General features: G+C 58.7%; 19 protein-coding genes. 12 read left to right on the forward strand and 7 right to left on the reverse strand.

The window, feature by feature from the left end:
• Positions 1–24 precede the first annotated feature (24 nt).
• The 7 genes from LOY52_RS21120 (at position 25) to LOY52_RS21150 (ending at position 4,877) form a co-directional block, all read left to right on the forward strand.
• Positions 25–594 carry an Rnf-Nqr domain containing protein gene (locus LOY52_RS21120; protein WP_258675862.1) on the forward strand — a complete coding sequence of 190 codons (570 nt, stop codon included), beginning with the start codon at positions 25–27 and terminating at the stop codon, positions 592–594.
• A complete protein-coding gene (gene rsxB, locus LOY52_RS21125) occupies positions 591–1,805 on the forward strand; it encodes an electron transport complex subunit RsxB (RefSeq protein ID WP_258675863.1) in 1,215 nt (404 codons plus the stop codon). The genes LOY52_RS21120 and rsxB overlap by 4 nt, the downstream gene beginning before the upstream one ends.
• Entirely contained in the window at positions 1,792–2,775 is a 984-nt protein-coding gene (locus LOY52_RS21130) for an RnfABCDGE type electron transport complex subunit D (protein ID WP_258675864.1), read from the forward strand. The genes rsxB and LOY52_RS21130 overlap by 14 nt, the downstream gene beginning before the upstream one ends.
• The gene (locus tag LOY52_RS21135) at positions 2,772–3,377 is read left to right on the forward strand and encodes an RnfABCDGE type electron transport complex subunit G (protein WP_258675865.1); all 606 of its coding nucleotides are present in this window, start codon (positions 2,772–2,774) and stop codon (positions 3,375–3,377) included. The genes LOY52_RS21130 and LOY52_RS21135 overlap by 4 nt, the downstream gene beginning before the upstream one ends.
• Entirely contained in the window at positions 3,374–3,955 is a 582-nt protein-coding gene (locus LOY52_RS21140) for an Rnf-Nqr domain containing protein (protein ID WP_258675866.1), read from the forward strand. The genes LOY52_RS21135 and LOY52_RS21140 overlap by 4 nt, the downstream gene beginning before the upstream one ends.
• Entirely contained in the window at positions 3,952–4,590 is a 639-nt protein-coding gene (gene nth, locus LOY52_RS21145; RefSeq protein WP_003227707.1) for an endonuclease III, read from the forward strand. Before LOY52_RS21140 ends, nth begins: the two co-directional genes overlap by 4 nt.
• 107 nt (positions 4,591–4,697) lie before the next feature.
• The gene (locus LOY52_RS21150) at positions 4,698–4,877 is read left to right on the forward strand and encodes a PA3496 family putative envelope integrity protein (RefSeq protein WP_041068377.1); all 180 of its coding nucleotides are present in this window, start codon (positions 4,698–4,700) and stop codon (positions 4,875–4,877) included.
• A gap of 86 nt (positions 4,878–4,963) precedes the next feature.
• On the opposite strand, the gene LOY52_RS21155 is transcribed toward LOY52_RS21150, so the two are convergent.
• Positions 4,964–5,590: a response regulator transcription factor gene (locus tag LOY52_RS21155; protein ID WP_003227711.1), complete on the reverse strand. Its 627-nt coding sequence runs from the start codon at positions 5,588–5,590 to the stop codon at positions 4,964–4,966.
• A 501-nt stretch (positions 5,591–6,091) separates the two neighbouring features.
• Here LOY52_RS21155 and LOY52_RS21160 point away from each other — a divergent pair.
• Positions 6,092–6,796: a hypothetical protein gene (locus tag LOY52_RS21160; RefSeq protein ID WP_258675867.1), complete on the forward strand. Its 705-nt coding sequence runs from the start codon at positions 6,092–6,094 to the stop codon at positions 6,794–6,796.
• A gap of 152 nt (positions 6,797–6,948) precedes the next feature.
• Here the strand turns inward: LOY52_RS21160 and LOY52_RS21165 are convergent, their stop codons facing one another.
• Both LOY52_RS21165 and LOY52_RS21170 read right to left on the reverse strand, forming a co-directional pair.
• Positions 6,949–8,166 carry an argininosuccinate synthase gene (locus LOY52_RS21165; RefSeq protein ID WP_003227714.1) on the reverse strand — a complete coding sequence of 406 codons (1,218 nt, stop codon included), beginning with the start codon at positions 8,164–8,166 and terminating at the stop codon, positions 6,949–6,951.
• A 129-nt stretch (positions 8,167–8,295) separates the two neighbouring features.
• Positions 8,296–9,204, reverse strand: a complete 909-nt coding sequence (locus LOY52_RS21170) for an OmpA family protein (protein ID WP_258675868.1) — start codon at positions 9,202–9,204, stop codon at positions 8,296–8,298.
• A 160-nt stretch (positions 9,205–9,364) separates the two neighbouring features.
• Here LOY52_RS21170 and pyrC point away from each other — a divergent pair, with 160 nt between their 5' ends.
• Positions 9,365–10,411 (forward strand): dihydroorotase, encoded by a 1,047-nt coding sequence (gene pyrC / locus LOY52_RS21175; RefSeq protein ID WP_258675869.1) that lies wholly within the window; start codon positions 9,365–9,367, stop codon positions 10,409–10,411.
• Positions 10,408–11,085: a ribonuclease T gene (rnt, locus tag LOY52_RS21180; RefSeq protein ID WP_007963973.1), complete on the forward strand. Its 678-nt coding sequence runs from the start codon at positions 10,408–10,410 to the stop codon at positions 11,083–11,085. The genes pyrC and rnt overlap by 4 nt, the downstream gene beginning before the upstream one ends.
• Before the next feature lie 74 nt (positions 11,086–11,159).
• On the opposite strand, the gene LOY52_RS21185 is transcribed toward rnt, so the two are convergent.
• A complete protein-coding gene (locus tag LOY52_RS21185) occupies positions 11,160–11,762 on the reverse strand; it encodes a peroxiredoxin (protein ID WP_007963972.1) in 603 nt (200 codons plus the stop codon).
• A gap of 313 nt (positions 11,763–12,075) precedes the next feature.
• On the opposite strand from LOY52_RS21185, the gene LOY52_RS21190 reads away from it, so the two are divergent.
• On the forward strand, positions 12,076–12,294 hold the full coding sequence (locus tag LOY52_RS21190; protein ID WP_003227725.1) for a bacterioferritin-associated ferredoxin: 219 nt from the start codon (positions 12,076–12,078) through the stop codon (positions 12,292–12,294).
• A 201-nt stretch (positions 12,295–12,495) separates the two neighbouring features.
• Positions 12,496–12,969, forward strand: coding sequence for a bacterioferritin (gene bfr, locus LOY52_RS21195; protein WP_007963971.1), 474 nt, complete (start codon positions 12,496–12,498; stop codon positions 12,967–12,969).
• Between the two features lie 184 nt (positions 12,970–13,153).
• On the opposite strand, the gene grxD is transcribed toward bfr, so the two are convergent.
• The 3 genes from grxD to LOY52_RS21210 all read right to left on the reverse strand — a co-directional run bounded on the left by grxD (position 13,154) and on the right by LOY52_RS21210 (position 16,126).
• Positions 13,154–13,495 (reverse strand): Grx4 family monothiol glutaredoxin, encoded by a 342-nt coding sequence (gene grxD, locus LOY52_RS21200; RefSeq protein ID WP_016773402.1) that lies wholly within the window; start codon positions 13,493–13,495, stop codon positions 13,154–13,156.
• A 97-nt stretch (positions 13,496–13,592) separates the two neighbouring features.
• Positions 13,593–15,698 carry a molybdopterin oxidoreductase family protein gene (locus LOY52_RS21205; protein WP_258675870.1) on the reverse strand — a complete coding sequence of 702 codons (2,106 nt, stop codon included), beginning with the start codon at positions 15,696–15,698 and terminating at the stop codon, positions 13,593–13,595.
• Between the two features lie 137 nt (positions 15,699–15,835).
• A complete protein-coding gene (locus LOY52_RS21210) occupies positions 15,836–16,126 on the reverse strand; it encodes a hypothetical protein (RefSeq protein WP_258675871.1) in 291 nt (96 codons plus the stop codon).
• Positions 16,127–16,264 lie beyond the last annotated feature (138 nt).

Consider the following 16,264-nt stretch of genomic DNA (forward strand, 5'->3'; position numbering starts at 1 on the left):
TCGCCCGTTGCTGCCGGCAGAACCATGACCGAACTTGCACTTACGCTGATCAGTGCCGCCCTGCTCAACAACTTCGTGTTGCACTGGCCGCTGGGCGTCGATCCGTTGCTGGCCGGCAGTCGGCGCCAGGTGCATGCGTTGGGGCTGGCGACGGCGTGCCTGATGCTGAGCGTCGGCTTCATCGGTTATGTGCTGTGGCACTGGCTACTGGTGCCGCTGCAACTGCAGGCCCTGCAGCTGTTTGTGTTCTTGCCGCTCAGCGTGCTGCTGATCGCACCGCTGCTGAAGCTGCTGACTCGCGCGCTGCCTGACTGGCCCTTCGATGGGCTATGGCCGTTGTTGCTGAGCAATGCCGGCGTGCTGGGGCTGGCCTTGGTCAATGCACAAAATGATCGCGGCCTGCTGCAGACAACGGCGTTGAGCGCGGGCGCCGGGCTGGGTTTCTGGCTGGTGCTGAGCCTGTTCAGCGACTTGCGTGAACGCACGGCGGACAATGACATTCCCCTGCCCTTTCGCGGCTTGCCGATCGACCTGATCGGCGCCGGACTGATCGCAGTGATTTTTCTCGGATTCAGTGGACTGATCAAAACATGAGTCTGATTCAACTCATCGATGCCCTCCTGCCGCAGACCCAATGCGGCAAATGCGGCCACCCCGGGTGCAAGCCCTATGCGCAAGGCATCGTCGACGGCGAACCGATCAACAAGTGCCCGCCCGGCGGTGACGAAACCGTCGCCGCCCTGGCTGAACTGTTGAACGTGCCGGTGCTGGAGCTGGACGTCAGCCGTGGTTCGGCACCGCCGCAAGTGGCGTACATCCGCGAGGCCGAGTGTATCGGCTGCACCAAGTGCATCCAGGCCTGCCCGATCGACGCCATCGTCGGCGCGGCGAAACTGATGCACACCGTACTGATCGACGAATGCACCGGTTGCGACCTGTGCGTGGCGCCGTGCCCGGTGGACTGCATCGAGATGCATCCACTGCCGCTCGGCACCTTGCCGGTAGTCGGTGGCCTGGCATCCAGCCTTGAAGAACAGCGCGCGCGCGCGGCCAAGCGCGATCATGCGCGCCAGCGTTTTGAACGCCGCAATGCCCGCCTGCAGCGCGAAGAACAACAGAAACAGGCTGAGCGCGAAGCCCGGGCGCAGCGCGCAGCGCAACCCGCGGTGGCCACTCTCGATCCGGTGCAGGCCGCTCTGGAACGGGTGCGCGCGCAGAAAGCCGCGACCGCCGACGCGGCATTGAAGAAAGCCAAGATCGATGTCGCCATGAGTCGCGCGCAATTGCACAAATCGCTGAAAGCCTTCGGCCATCCACCGACCTTCGAACAGCAATCGCAACTGATCGTGTTGCAACAGCAGTTCGAAGCCGCCGAACAGGCGTTGGCGAAACTCGAAAGCAGCGCCGCCACCGCTCCAGCCGCTGCGGCCCCGGTTCCGGCGAAAGACGCCGACCTGAAGCGGGCGAAAATCCAGCTGGCCATGCGTCGCGCCGAATTGAAAAAGGCCCAGACCGCTGAAGCGCCAGCCGAGCAAATTGTCACGCTGGAACAGGCACTGCGTGACGCCGAGCAAGCCCTTCACGCGGCCGAGGCGGCCAGTGAGCAGCCTGCACCCGACCTGGTGCGAGTGGAAAAGCGCCCGATCGACAACCAGCTCCGCCAGTTGAAAACCGAACTGGCCTACGCCCGCGCCGACCTGAACAAACTTGAACGCCGCGCCGACACTCCGAACGACATCCTCGACAAGGCCCGCGCTCGCCTGCAGGCCGCCGAGCGTCAGGTGCAAGATCATGTCGCCCCTTGAAGCACCGGACGATCGCCTGCAACAGGCGATGAAGCGGGTGCTGCTGGCCACGCTGCCGGGGCTGTTGGCACTCTTCTGGTTTTACGGCTGGGGCGTGTTGATCAACCTGATCCTGGCGGCGAGCACCGCGCTGCTGATCGAGGCTGGCGTCGCCCGCCTGCGCCGACAGCCACTGCAACCAACGCTCAGCGATGGTAGCGCACTGGTCAGCGCGACACTGCTGGCCGCTGCGCTGCCGCCTTATTGCCCATGGTGGCTGACAGTTACGGCGGTGGCTTCAGGTCTGCTGTTCGGCAAGCATTTGTACGGTGGCATCGGCAAGAATCCGTTCAATCCGGCCATGCTCGGTTTCGCCTTGGCGATGCTGCTGTTCCCGCAGCCAATGACCCACTGGCCGGCGCATGGCATGAATCTGCAGGCCGCTTTTGCACAAATATTGAATCTGGGCCAGGCCCCGGACGCTTGGGTGCAGGCCACCGCGCTGGACAGTCTGCGCATCAACAAAAGCCTGACCATGGATGAATTGTTCGCGGCCAACCCGGCGTTCGGCCGTTACGGTGGACGCGGTGTGGAGTGGATCAATCTGGCGTTTCTCGCCGGCGGGCTGCTGCTGTTGCAGCGCCGGGTGATTGCCTGGCAAGCGCCGGTCGGCATGCTGGCCAGCCTGTTTGTCGTCAGCCTGCTCTTCTGGAACGGCTCGGGTTCCGATTCCCACGGCTCACCGCTGTTTCATCTGCTGAGCGGTGCAACCATGCTCGGTGCCTTTTTCATCATTACCGAACCGGTGTCGGGTGCCAAAAGTCCGCTGGCCCGGCTGCTGTTCGGCGTGGGTGTCGGTTTGCTGACCTACCTGATCCGAACTTGGGGCGGCTACCCGGACGGTGTTGCGTTTGGCGTGTTACTGATGAACCTGTGTGTACCGGCCCTGGAACGTTTTGCCGCTGCCCGCCAGACGCAGGTGCAATCATGAACCGCGTGGCTGCAGTCGTGACGCTTGTACTGCTGGCCGGCGCCGGTCTCGGCCTGACTTATGTGGTGCAGCGTGCCAGTGCGCCGCAGATTGCCAGCGAGCAACGGCTGCTCGACAGCCGTAAGTTGCTGGCTCTACTCGCGGCCGATGCCTACGACAACCAGCCGCTGGAACAGCCACTGACGTTGACTGATGCGACGTTGAGCCACAGCACTTTGCTGGCAGGCTACCGCGCGACCAGACTCGGGCAGCCGGTGGCAGTGTTGTTGCGCACGCAGACCGAGGGCTATGCCGGCGTTATCGAACTGCTGATCGCCATCGATGCCAACGGCAGTCTGCTGGGGGTGAAAACTCTGCGGCACAGCGAAACGCCGGCGCTCGGCGGACTCATTGGCGACTGGCCGAACCACTGGCTGGCGACGTTCACCGGCAAGTCACCTCACGCACCCGACGACGCAGGCTGGGCGCTGGAAAAAGATCAGGGACAGTTCGATCAACTGGCGGGAGCCACCATCACGTCCAGGGCCACCGTCAATGCGATCCATGACGCCCTGCGCTACTTTGATGAGCACCGTGCAACCTTGCTCGGGAGCGGATCATGAATCGGTCGACGAACCTGACAAATGCGCTTGTGCTGGTTCTGATACTTGGCACCACTACGACACTGGCGGGCGCACTGGGCATGCTGCTGATGTCGGGCGCAGTGGGGGTGGTTTACGGCGCATGCGCCGGTCCGCTGCGCCCGCGGTTGTCTGGCAACAAACTGATGTTCGCCAGTCTGCTGCTGGCCGCCACTCTGACCAGTTGCGCCAATATCCTCGCGCAGCGCTGGGCGTTGCAGTGGCAACAGTCAGTCGGAATCTATGCCGGGCTGATCGCCTTGCAATGCGTCGTGCTGGAATACAATGGATTCTTTCGTCAGGTGCTTGCCCAGCGCCTGAAGTTTTTTGGCCTGTCGAGCGGGCTGCTACTGGCGCTGGCGGCACTGCGTGAACTGTTCGGTCAGGGCCACATCGGCCGTGGCCTGTCGGAACACTGGCAAGGCCTGATTCTGTTCAACGAAGGGCTGCACTTGCTCACCCTGGTTCCCGGCGCATTCATCGTTCTCGGGCTACTGCTCGCCGCCCGCCAGGCCTGGACCCGCTCGAACGCTCTCTCCAAGGAAACACATCATCCATGAATGCCGCAAAACGTCTGGAAATCTTCCGCAGACTTCATGAAGACAATCCCGAGCCGAAGACCGAACTGGCCTATTCCTCGCCGTTCGAGTTGTTGATCGCGGTCATTCTTTCGGCGCAATCAACCGACGTCGGCGTCAACAAGGCCACAGCCAAACTGTTCCCGGTGGCCAATACCCCGGCGGCGATCCACGCGCTGGGCGTCGAAGGGCTGTCCGAATACATCAAGACCATCGGCCTCTATAACAGCAAAGCGAAAAACGTGATCGAGACCTGTCGCATGCTGGTCGAGTTGCACAATGGCGAAGTTCCGCAGACGCGTGAAGAACTGGAAGCGCTGCCCGGCGTCGGTCGCAAGACGGCCAACGTGGTTCTCAATACCGCTTTTCGCCAACTGACCATGGCGGTCGACACGCACATTTTTCGCGTGAGCAACCGCACCGGCATTGCCCCGGGTAAAAATGTGGTTGAAGTGGAAAAGAAGCTGATGAAGTTTGTGCCAAAAGACTACCTGCTGGATTCTCACCACTGGCTGATTTTGCACGGTCGCTATGTGTGTCTGGCGCGCAAGCCACGCTGTGGCAGCTGCCGGATCGAAGATTTGTGCGAATACAAACACAAAACTTCGGACGATTGATTGGCTATTGGAATAATTGATTCGTCGATTGAAAAAATCTTTTTTACCCGCAGCAGGAATATCGATATAAGGGGCGCCAAAGGCAGTCTTAGCCTGGAGTTCACCTTATGACTGACAGCAAAGAACAACTGGACGTAGATGACGATTTTACCGCTGTGGAAACCGACGACGCCGAACCGGTGGTCGAGGTCGCCAAGACCAATCTGAGCAAACGTCGCACCATCGATAACCTGCTTGAGGAGCGCCGATTGCAAAAGCAATTGGCCGATTACGATTTTGATCTCTGACACTTGAAAGCCTCCCGAACCGGAGGCTTTTTACTGTCTGGAAATCCGACGCTGAGCGGCCCATGACTCCTCTGCAATCAGGAGCATCAGACCAGCCCGTTGCGCTGCGCCAACTCAATCAAGTCAACCAGTGAGCGGGCATTGAGTTTCAATAACAGACGGGTCTTGTACGTGCTGACCGTCTTGTTGCTGAGAAACATGCCGTCGGCGATTTCCTTGTTGGTCTTGCCCCGCGCCAATTGCTGCAGCACCATCATTTCCCGACCGGAAAGGCGATCCACCATATCGGCTTCACTGGCGTTGCCCAGACTGGTTCGCACGGTATGCAGGGCCTGGTTTGGAAAATAGCTGTATCCGGACAGTACGGCTTTGATCGCACTGAGCAATTCAGTCAGATCCTGTTGTTTACAGACATATCCCGCCGCACCTGACTGCATGCAGCGCATCGAAAAATGTCCCGGTGCCTGGGAAGTCAACACCAGAACTTTCAATGGCATCGGTGTCGAGTTCAGACGCGCGATAACTTCCAGTCCATCGAGCTTGGGTATACCTATGTCCAGAATAACAATATCCGGCATCTGTTCACGAGCAAGTTGCAACGCGTCCACGCCATTATCTGTTTCGGCAATAACTTCGTAGCCATGACGTTCCATCAGCATACGCACAGCAAGACGAATGACGGGGTGATCATCCACGATCAGCACTTTATTCATGGGCAAGTCCAGTTTCGCTGTTCGAATTTTTAGAGCACGCACAATAGCGTAGTCATTTCCGACATGGCACAAGAGAGTTCCTTTGCACGCCCAGCCAAAGACATTCCCTACGACAAATAAAGACTATTCCTACAAAAAACCGACTCTGGCAATATTTTCATGGCACGACTGTTTTCCCGGCCTTTGCATCGACCTGAAAAATACTACGCCCTGAAGCCTTGCACATAACCCTTTCAGGGCAGACAGCACATCGAAGAAGACGAGAATGCTGCCATTCAATGAATGCCCATTTCTCGCCTGTAGTCAGTGCCTGGCAAATTACCAATTGTAAAAAACAACATAAAAACCATTCCAAAAGCTTTAACCAATCAACGTCTGAAACAAGATACTTCTACCCAACTGATTTCTTTTAATATAAAAATAGCCTAAACCACAAACTTTAACCCACATACAAAACCACTCAACCATCGTATTGGAATACATACTTAATGAGCACTTCCCATGATAAAAGTCAGAAAAAAGATCACCAACCCCATGACTATAATTGCGATATTTGCATTTATTTCCGAATCATCGGCTGCCATTTCCTTACCTTTTCTTGATAACGACGAAAGGGAGGTCTATGTCTGGTTCCTGATCAGCTTTCCGTTTTACTTGCTGCTGCTGTTTTTTTTGACACTAAACTTCAACTACCGCTCTCTGTATGCCCCCTCTGATTTCGACAAAGACGACAGTTTTCTAAAAGTCTTTGAGGAGTTGAAGGCCTCCGAGAGCAACCCGGGTCTGTCTTCGCCAGACACTTCTGTTGCAACTGGCGGGAGAGCAAATTCGAATACACATGAATGGACGCTACCTGAGCACAGCACTGGCCAGCAGCAATCCCATCGGGCAGCTGACGCATCCTGCCCGGAAGAACCGTGGATCGAGCACAACATTCAGCTGCCCAAACCCATGGGCACGTTGCGTGCAATAGATGTACGTCCGATGAACAGTGCACAGGCGTTCAACAAGCTGGCCGAACACCTTCCGCGTCTAGGCAAGCAATCGGCCAAGGCAGTGGTATTTTTGACTGACTCGGCATCCGACGTTTTGCTCAAGCAAATTACGCTCAGTCTTATCAGACAATCAAAGAAAAGCGGCGGCGCGAAACTCTTCATCGCCTACAACGTGAGTACACAGAGCACCACGGTTCTGAGAGGAATATGAAACGCTGGGCAGATGCCTGAAATGGACATTCAGGAAAATTCTGGAATGGGCCGTAACGATCAACACTTCCGGGGAGCGTCAGACGAGCACAGAAGAAAAAATGGCGGCTTTGTCACAAGGACAAGCCGCCATTTTTTACAGGCCTGCGTGATTTAGAACAGCTTGCGGCCCTTGTTGGCAGCAATGCGCATGCGCAGCGCGTTGAGCTTGATGAAGCCCGCCGCGTCGGCCTGGTTGTAAGCGCCGCCGTCTTCTTCGAAGGTCGCGATGTTGGCGTCGAACAGCGAGTCGTCGGACTTGCGACCGGTAACGATCACGTTGCCTTTGTACAACTTCAGGCGAACCACACCGTTAACGTTGACCTGCGAAGCGTCGATCATCTGTTGCAGCATCAGACGCTCCGGGCTCCACCAGTAACCGGTGTAGATCAGGCTGGCGTATTTCGGCATCAGCTCGTCTTTGAGGTGAGCGACTTCGCGGTCCAGGGTGATCGATTCGATGGCGCGGTGCGCGCGCAGCATGATGGTGCCGCCCGGGGTTTCGTAGCAGCCACGGGACTTCATGCCCACGTAACGGTTTTCAACGATGTCGAGACGACCGATACCGTGAGCGCCACCGATCTTGTTCAGCGTTGCCAGTACGGTGGCCGGAGTCATTTCGACGCCGTCCAGCGCGACGATGTCGCCGTTGCGGTAGGTCAGTTCCAGGTATTGCGGGGTGTCGGGGGCGTTCTCCGGGGAGACGGTCCAGCGCCACATGTCTTCTTCGTGCTCGGTCCAGGTGTCTTCCAGCACGCCGCCTTCATAGGAGATGTGCAGCAGGTTGGCGTCCATCGAGTACGGGGACTTCTTCTTGCCGTGACGCTCGATCGGGATCGCGTGCTTCTCGGCGTAATCCATCAGCTTCTCGCGGGACAGCAGGTCCCACTCGCGCCAAGGGGCAATCACTTTCACGCCTGGCTTGAGCGCGTAGGCACCCAGTTCGAAACGCACCTGGTCGTTGCCCTTGCCGGTGGCGCCATGGGAAATGGCATCGGCGCCGGTTTCGTTGGCGATTTCGATCAGGCGTTTGGCGATCAGCGGACGTGCGATGGAGGTACCCAGCAGGTACTCGCCTTCGTAAACGGTGTTGGCGCGGAACATCGGGAACACGAAGTCACGCACGAATTCTTCGCGCAGGTCGTCGATGTAGATTTCTTTGACGCCCATGGCCTGAGCCTTGGCGCGTGCCGGCTCGACCTCTTCGCCCTGACCCAGGTCAGCAGTGAAGGTCACCACTTCACAGTTATAAGTATCCTGCAGCCACTTGAGGATCACCGAAGTGTCCAGGCCGCCGGAATACGCCAGAACGACCTTGTTTACGTCCGCCATGCCATCACTCCACGGGGTTCTACGGAAAGCCGAGGAGTCTACCGCTCAAATCCGATAATTTACAGAGGCGCGACAGCTTAAGACGACAAAGCGACAGAATCTGTCGACAGCGCGACGATGACCGGCAGGTCAGGAAGTCGCCGCGGCGTTGGCAGGCGTACTGGCTTGTGGCGCTGGCACGGTGGTCGGCGCGACCCGTGCCAGCTTCACGCTGACCCGGCGATTCTTCGCCCGGTTAGCCGCATTGGTGTTCGGCACCAACGGGTATTGCTCGCCGTGGAAACGCACAGTGATCTGCGATTCGGCGATGCCGTTGGCCTTGAAGAAATCGACCACCGCCAGCGCCCGACGCCGCGACAGCTCACGGTTGGTCAAACGGTTGCCGCTGTTGTCGGAGTGGCCGTCGAGTTCGATGTGATTGACCGTCGGATCGGCCTTCATGAACTCGAGCATCACCTGCAGCTTGGCTTTGGCGGCGGCATCCAGATCGGTGCCTTCGCCGGGGAAGCCGATCTGCGACTGTTTCACCTGATCGAAATTCTGCGGCAGCAACTTCGCCACACACGTCTGGTATTCGTTGAACGCCTTGCTGAATTTGACCGGCAATAGACGCACTTCAGAAACCCGGCCATCGCCGGACGCACGGCGCACCACCGGACTGCGACCGTCCAGCAAACCGCTGATCAGCCCGCCGGCCTGCGATTGCGAACTGTTGAACAGCACGTTGCCGGTGCCGATCCTGACGCTGCCCAGATTGATGTCGTTGCGCCCCGGCTGCCATGGCGCCGCCGCCGCAAGCAACGTCGCCGAACCGCCGCCGAGCATGGCGTTGTAGGCATTGAGGCGGAATATCGCCTGCTCGCCGGCCTTGCGCACGAACTGGCCCGAGCCGAAATCGGTGATCGGCTGGGTCAGGCGGCACTCGAACTTGTCGCCCTCGACCGTCCACTCAATGTTCTCCAGACGCGTCTGGTAGGTGAGCGCCATCGCGGGGAGGCTGGCAAACACACTGAGCAAGGCTAAATATCGCTGGCGCACGGGAGGCTCCATTGGCTTCTGTAACACAAAGACCGATTCACACTATGTTTACGGCATACCTACGGGATATCGGAAGGATCCTGCAAAACTTGATAGCGAGTGCCTGCAAGAGTCTTTTCCGGTAGCATTCCCCTCAGTTTGACCCGCCTGGAATCCCCTCATGTCCGACCGCCTGACCCTGCTGCGTCCCGACGACTGGCACATTCATCTTCGCGATGGTGCCGTGTTGACCAATACCGTTGCCGATGTTGCGCGCACCTTTGGCCGCGCCATCATCATGCCCAACCTGGTACCACCGGTGCGCAACGCCGCTGAAGCCGACGGCTATCGCCAGCGGATTCTCGCTGCCCGCCCGGCCGGCAGTCGTTTCGAACCGCTGATGGTGCTGTACCTCACCGACCGCACCCAGCCAGAAGAAATTCGTCAGGCCAAGGCCAGCGGTTTCGTGCACGCCGCCAAACTGTACCCGGCCGGCGCCACTACCAACTCCGATTCCGGAGTGACCAGCATCGACAAGATCTTCCCGGCGCTGGAAGCCATGGCCGAAGTCGGCATGCCGCTGCTGATCCATGGCGAAGTCACCCGTGGCGATGTCGACGTCTTCGACCGCGAAAAGATTTTCATCGATGAGCACATGCGCCGTGTCGTCGAGCGTTTCCCGACGCTCAAAGTGGTGTTCGAACACATCACCACCGGCGACGCCGTGCAGTTCGTCAACGAGGCTTCGGCCAACGTCGGCGCAACCATCACCGCGCATCACCTTTTGTACAACCGCAACCACATGCTGGTGGGCGGGATTCGGCCGCACTTCTACTGCCTGCCGATCCTCAAGCGTAATACCCATCAGGAAGCCCTGCTCGACGCCGCCACCAGCGGCAACGCGAAGTTCTTCCTCGGTACCGACTCGGCGCCGCACGCCCAGCACGCCAAGGAAGCCGCCTGCGGCTGCGCCGGCTGCTACACCGCTTACGCCGCCATCGAGCTGTACGCCGAAGCGTTCGAACAGCGCAACGCGCTGGACAAGCTCGAAGCGTTCGCCAGCCTCAATGGTCCGCGCTTCTACGGCCTGCCGGTCAACAACGGTCGCATCACCCTGGTTCGCGAAGAATGGACCGCCCCGACCAGCCTGCCGTTTGGCGAGCTGAACGTTATCCCGCTGCGCGCCGGTGAAAAACTGCGCTGGCGCCTGCTGGAGGAACACGCGTGAGTGAAGACCATTTCGACGACGAACTGGACGGTCAAGGTGGCGGCGGCGGTTCCCGTCACCCGATGGCAGCACGTTTTCGCGGTTACCTGCCGGTTGTCGTCGACGTAGAGACCGGTGGCTTCAACTCGGCCACCGACGCTCTGCTGGAGATTGCCGCGACCACCATCGCCATGGATGAAAAAGGTTTCGTCTACCCGGATCACACGTACTTCTTCCGCGTCGAACCGTTCGAAGGTGCCAACATCGAAGCGGCAGCGCTGGAGTTCACCGGGATCAAACTCGATCATCCGCTGCGCATGGCGGTCAGTGAAGAAACCGCGCTGACCGACATCTTCCGTGGCATCCGCAAGGCGCTGAAGGCCAACGGCTGCAAACGCGCGATTCTGGTCGGGCATAACAGCAGCTTCGACCTCGGCTTCCTGAATGCCGCGGTTGCGCGCCTGGACATGAAGCGCAACCCGTTCCACCCGTTCTCCAGCTTCGACACTGCGACACTGGCCGGTCTGGCTTACGGTCAAACCGTTCTGGCCAAGGCCTGTCAGGCAGCCGACATCGACTTCGACGGCCGTGAAGCGCATTCGGCGCGCTACGACACCGAGAAGACCGCCGAACTGTTCTGCGGCATCGTCAACCGCTGGAAACAGATGGGCGGCTGGGAAGACTTCGACGACTGATCCTCGTCGGACAAATCACGCGCATAAAAAAACCGGCCACATGGGCCGGTTTTTTTGTACCGCGACGTTGCGCCTTACAGGGCAGCAGCGTTCTCGGTCAGGTAAGCCGCAACGCCTTCTGGCGAAGCGTTCATGCCTTTGTCGCCTTTTTTCCAGTTGGCAGGGCAGACTTCGCCGTGCTCTTCGTGGAATTGCAGCGCATCGACCAGACGGATCAGCTCTTCCATGTTACGGCCCAGCGGCAGGTCGTTGATGATCTGCGAGCGAACAACGCCCTTGTCGTCGATCAGGAACGCGCCACGGAAAGCCACGCCGCCTTCGGACTCAACGTCGTAGGCCTTGGCGATTTCGTGCTTCATGTCGGCAGCCATGGTGTATTTCACCTGGCCGATGCCGCCGTTGTTGACCGGGGTGTTGCGCCAGGCGTTGTGGGTGAAGTGCGAGTCGATCGACACGGCAACCACTTCCACGTTACGCGCTTTGAAGTCAGCCATGCGGTTGTCCAGAGCGATCAGCTCGGACGGGCAGACGAAGGTGAAGTCCAGTGGGTAGAAGAACACCAGGCCGTATTTGCCTTTGATGGCCGAGGACAGGGTGAAGCTGTCAACGATCTCGCCATTGCCGAGTACGGCCGGGACGGTGAAGTCAGGGGCTTGTTTGCCTACGAGTACGCTCATGGATATCTCCTGGTGAATAACTTGAAGTTCAGGGTCCGGGCCAGCCTGCCACCCTGAGGCGACAGCCCTGTGACACGAACCCTCTTCGCAAGGGCCGACCATCATACACTGCGTTTTTCGCCTGTCCTTAACGGTTTTTTGCCCAAGGCGGATAACGGACCAGCATTTTCGGGGCCAGGCAATTCGCCATTAATCACCGTTCGTCAGTGACCCGCCTTTCGATCGAAAACCATTCAGAAAGCACTTTGACAATCATTCTCGTTAACATTAAGATCCATCGCAATTGAGTCACAACCAGCGACGGTTCTCACTTATGTATGTTTGTCTCTGCACTGGCGTCACCGACGGACAAATCCGCGAAGCGATCTATGAAGGTTGCTGCAGCTACAAAGAAGTCCGCCAGGCCACCGGCGTCGCCAGCCAATGCGGCAAATGTGCCTGCCTTGCCAAGGAAGTGGTGCGTGAAACCCTGACCAAGCTGCAAACCGCTCAGGCTGCGATCCCCTACCCTGTAGAATTTACGGCGGCGTAATTACCCCCCATTTCAAAAAACCGGGCATATGTCCGGTTTTTTTATGCCCGCAAATCAAGCGCTTAGACGCTAGACGCGGAACACAAACATTCTTATTCAGATTTAATTTCATTTATTATTCAATAACTTAGGTTTGACACTTATAAATACCAAGCTCAAACTCCGCCTTATATACAGCTAATACAGGGCAGGACTCCCATCATGAAAGGCGACATTACAGTCATCCAGCATCTCAACAAGATCCTTGCCAATGAGCTGGTCGCGATCAATCAGTACTTCCTGCATGCCCGCATGTATGAAGATTGGGGCCTGAACAAGCTGGGCAAGCACGAGTACCACGAATCCATCGACGAGATGAAACACGCGGACAAGCTGATCAAGCGCATCCTGTTCCTCGAAGGCCTGCCGAACGTGCAGGATCTGGGCAAGCTGCACATCGGCGAGCACACCCGGGAAATGCTCGAGTGCGACCTGCGTATCGAGAAGACTGGCCACGCCGATCTGAAAGCCGCCATCGCCCATTGCGAATCGGTTGGCGACTTCGGCAGCCGTGAACTGCTCGAAGACATTCTCGAATCCGAAGAAGAGCATATCGACTGGCTGGAAACCCAACTGGGCCTGATCGATAAAGTCGGTCTTGAGAACTACCTGCAATCGCAGATGGGCGAAGAGTAGGAGTTGCTGCAGGCTGCGATCTTTTCAGATTGCACCGGCAACTCGCGTTAACTTTTCCAGCGCACTAAAAAGCCCCGCCCTCTTACGAGGTGCGGGGCTTTTTATTGGCTGCAGATCCAAAGATCGCAGCCTCGTTTCACTCGACAGCTCCTACAGAAGAAACCAGCGCCGAATGAAGCCGGGATCAGGCTTCGGACTTGTTCGCAGCAGCCGCTTCAACAGCCGCCTTGATGGTGCTTTGCAACGAACCGTCTGCAGCCATCTCGGTCATGATGTCGCTACCGCCGACCAGTTCACCGCCGACCCACAGTTGCGGGAAAGTCGGCCAGTTGGCGTACTTCGGCAGGTTGGCGCGGATTTCCGGGTTCTGCAGGATGTCCACGTACGCAAACTTTTCGCCACACGCCATCACGGCCTGCGCAGCTTTCGCGGAGAAGCCACACTGTGGGGCATTCGGCGAGCCTTTCATGTAAAGCAGAATGGTGTTGTTGGCAATCTGCTCTTTAATCGTTTCGATGATATCCATGGAGCACCTCGGCTGAACTTTCCGACTCATGGGTCGGCACGGTGACGCATTGTAACGGAATCCCGAGCGCCATGCTCGGTCTCCCCGACGGTCTCGTTCAGGCCGCCGCCACCGTCACTGGCACGCCATTGAGCGCGGCGTTGCCCGACAACTCGTCGAGCTGGCATTCATCCGTCAGGTCGTTGGCACTCGACCCCGGCTGGCCACTGGCAATCGTCATTTGCACCCCAGGTCGCGCATGCCCCCAGCCGTGCGGCAGGCTGACCACGCCCTTCATCATGTCCAGACTGCCGAGCACCTCGACCTCGATCTGCCCGACCCGCGAACTGACCCGCACCCACTGCCCATCACTGAGCCCGCGACTGGCGAGGTCATCCGGATGCATCAGCAATTGATGCCGTGGCTTGCCCTTCACCAGACGATGATAATTGTGCATCCAGGAATTGTTGCTACGCACATGCCGACGACCAATCATCAACAACTCATCAGCGGCCGGCGCCTGCAAGGCCGCAAAGCGTGCGAGATCAGCGAGAATTTCCGGCGGCGCAGCCTGCACCCGTTGACCTGGCGTCTTGAGACGAGCTGCAAGATTCGGTTTCAACGCCCCTAGATCAATCCCGTGCGGATGATCGAACAATGTCGCCAATGACAGCTTTTGCTCGGACGCATCGCCATACAGGCCCATGCGCAGGCCCATGTCGATCATCTTCGCCGGCGGCATCGTCGGTTTCAGTTCCTTGCCGGTCTTCTCGGCAAACGCCTTGGCCAGGCCGACGAAGATCTCCCAGTCGTGCAATGCGCCCTCAGGCTTGGCGAGAATCGCGCGGTTGAAGCGAGTGACGTTGCGCACCGCGAACAGGTTGAACGTGGTGTCGTAGTGATCGTTCTCCAGCGCCGAGGTCGATGGCAGGATCAAGTCGGCGTAGCGCGTGGTTTCGTTAATGTACAGATCAATGCTGAGCATGAACTCCAGGCCATCCAGCGCCTGCTCCAGTTGCCGGCCGTTCGGCGTCGACAACACCGGATTGCCGGCGACGGTGATCAGCGCACGAATCTGCCCTTCGCCTTCGGTGAGCATCTCCTCAGCCAGCGCCGATACCGGCAGCTCGCCGCCGTACTCGGGCCGACCGGACACCCGGCTCTGCCACTTGTTGAAATGCCCGCCCGAGGTCGATGCCACCAGATCCACCGCCGGCTCTGTGCACAAGGCACCGCCGACGCGATCGAGATTGCCAGTCACCAGATTGATCAACTGCACCAGCCAATGGCACAGGGTGCCGAACGCCTGAGTCGAAACGCCCATGCGCCCGTAGCACACCGCGCTCGGCGCCGCGGCGAAATCCCGCGCCAGCTGGCGGATCTGCTCGGCCGGCACCGCACACAGCGGACTCATGGCTTCGGCAGTAAACGTTGCAACGGCTGTGCGCACTTCATCAAGGCCATCAACCGGCAAGTGACTGTCACGGCTCAGGCCTTCACTGAACAAGGTGTTGAGCACCCCGAACAGCAAGGCCGCGTCGCCACCCGGCCGCACAAACAAGTGCTGATCGGCGATAGCCGCCGTTTCGCTGCGCCGGGGATCGACCACCACCACTTTGCCGCCGCGCGCCTGAATCGCCTTCAGACGCTTCTCGACATCCGGCACGGTCATGATGCTGCCGTTCGACGCCAGCGGATTACCGCCCAGGATCAGCATGAAATCGGTGTGATCGATGTCCGGGATCGGCAGCAGCAAGCCGTGGCCGTACATCAGGTAACTGCTCAGGTGATGCGGCAACTGGTCGACCGAAGTCGCCGAGAAGCGGTTGCGCGTCTTCAGCAGGCCGAGAAAGTAGTTGCTGTGGGTCATCAGCCCGTAGTTGTGCACGCTGGGGTTGCCTTGATAAACCGCCACCGCGTTTTGCCCGTGACGCTGCTGAATCGCCGCCAGACGCTCGGCCACCAGCGCAAAGGCCTCGTCCCACTCGATCGGCAGCCATTCGCTGCCGACCCGGCGCATCGGCTGGCGCAGGCGATCGGGATCGTTCTGGATGTCTTGCAGGGCTACGGCCTTGGGGCAGATGTGCCCACGACTGAAGGTGTCGAGGGCATCGCCCTTGATCGAGGTGATCGCAACGTTGCCATCGGTTTCGCTGGTCTCGATGGTCAGACCGCAGATGGCTTCGCACAGGTGGCAGGCACGGTGATGGAGAGTCTTGGTCATGGCCAGTCTCTGTGTTGTTCTGGGCAGGCAACGGGCATGCCTGCGGGAACAAAACTATGGCCCGTGTACGGGAGCGACGCCAGCGATGTTCGTCTTGTGAATCGACGGCTATCAGGCGAGCCGATAGCCCGTCAGGCTCAATTGGACGGTAGCTGCGGCGGCGCCTGCAGCTGGATTTCCTGAATGGTTTCGATCTGCTCGTGGGCGACATGTACGCCGGTGAGTTCGCCGATCAGTCGCCAGTGCTCGTCGAGCCCGGCACTGATGGTCGCCATGCGGTCGATCATCTGCCGACTGGCGGCCTTGACCACGTCATCTTCACTGCGCAGCAGTTCAAAGGACATGGAGGTCATCGAGGCGGTGAGGTGGGTCAATGAGCGTGCCGTGTGGCCCAGCAGTTCCATTAACAGTTTTTCTTTCGATTCCATGCGGAGGCTTCCTGCGTCGCTCGAAACTTATTTATAACCCAGCACTTTGCTTTAGCAAATGTTTCAGTCTGAGCATCCGACCAAGTGATGGCATGGCGCCACGGTCGTAAACCGACCTGGTCGACGTGATCCCCGCCA

The organism is Pseudomonas sp. B21-051 (genome assembly GCF_024748795.1).
Lineage (GTDB): Bacteria > Pseudomonadota > Gammaproteobacteria > Pseudomonadales > Pseudomonadaceae > Aquipseudomonas > Aquipseudomonas putida_A.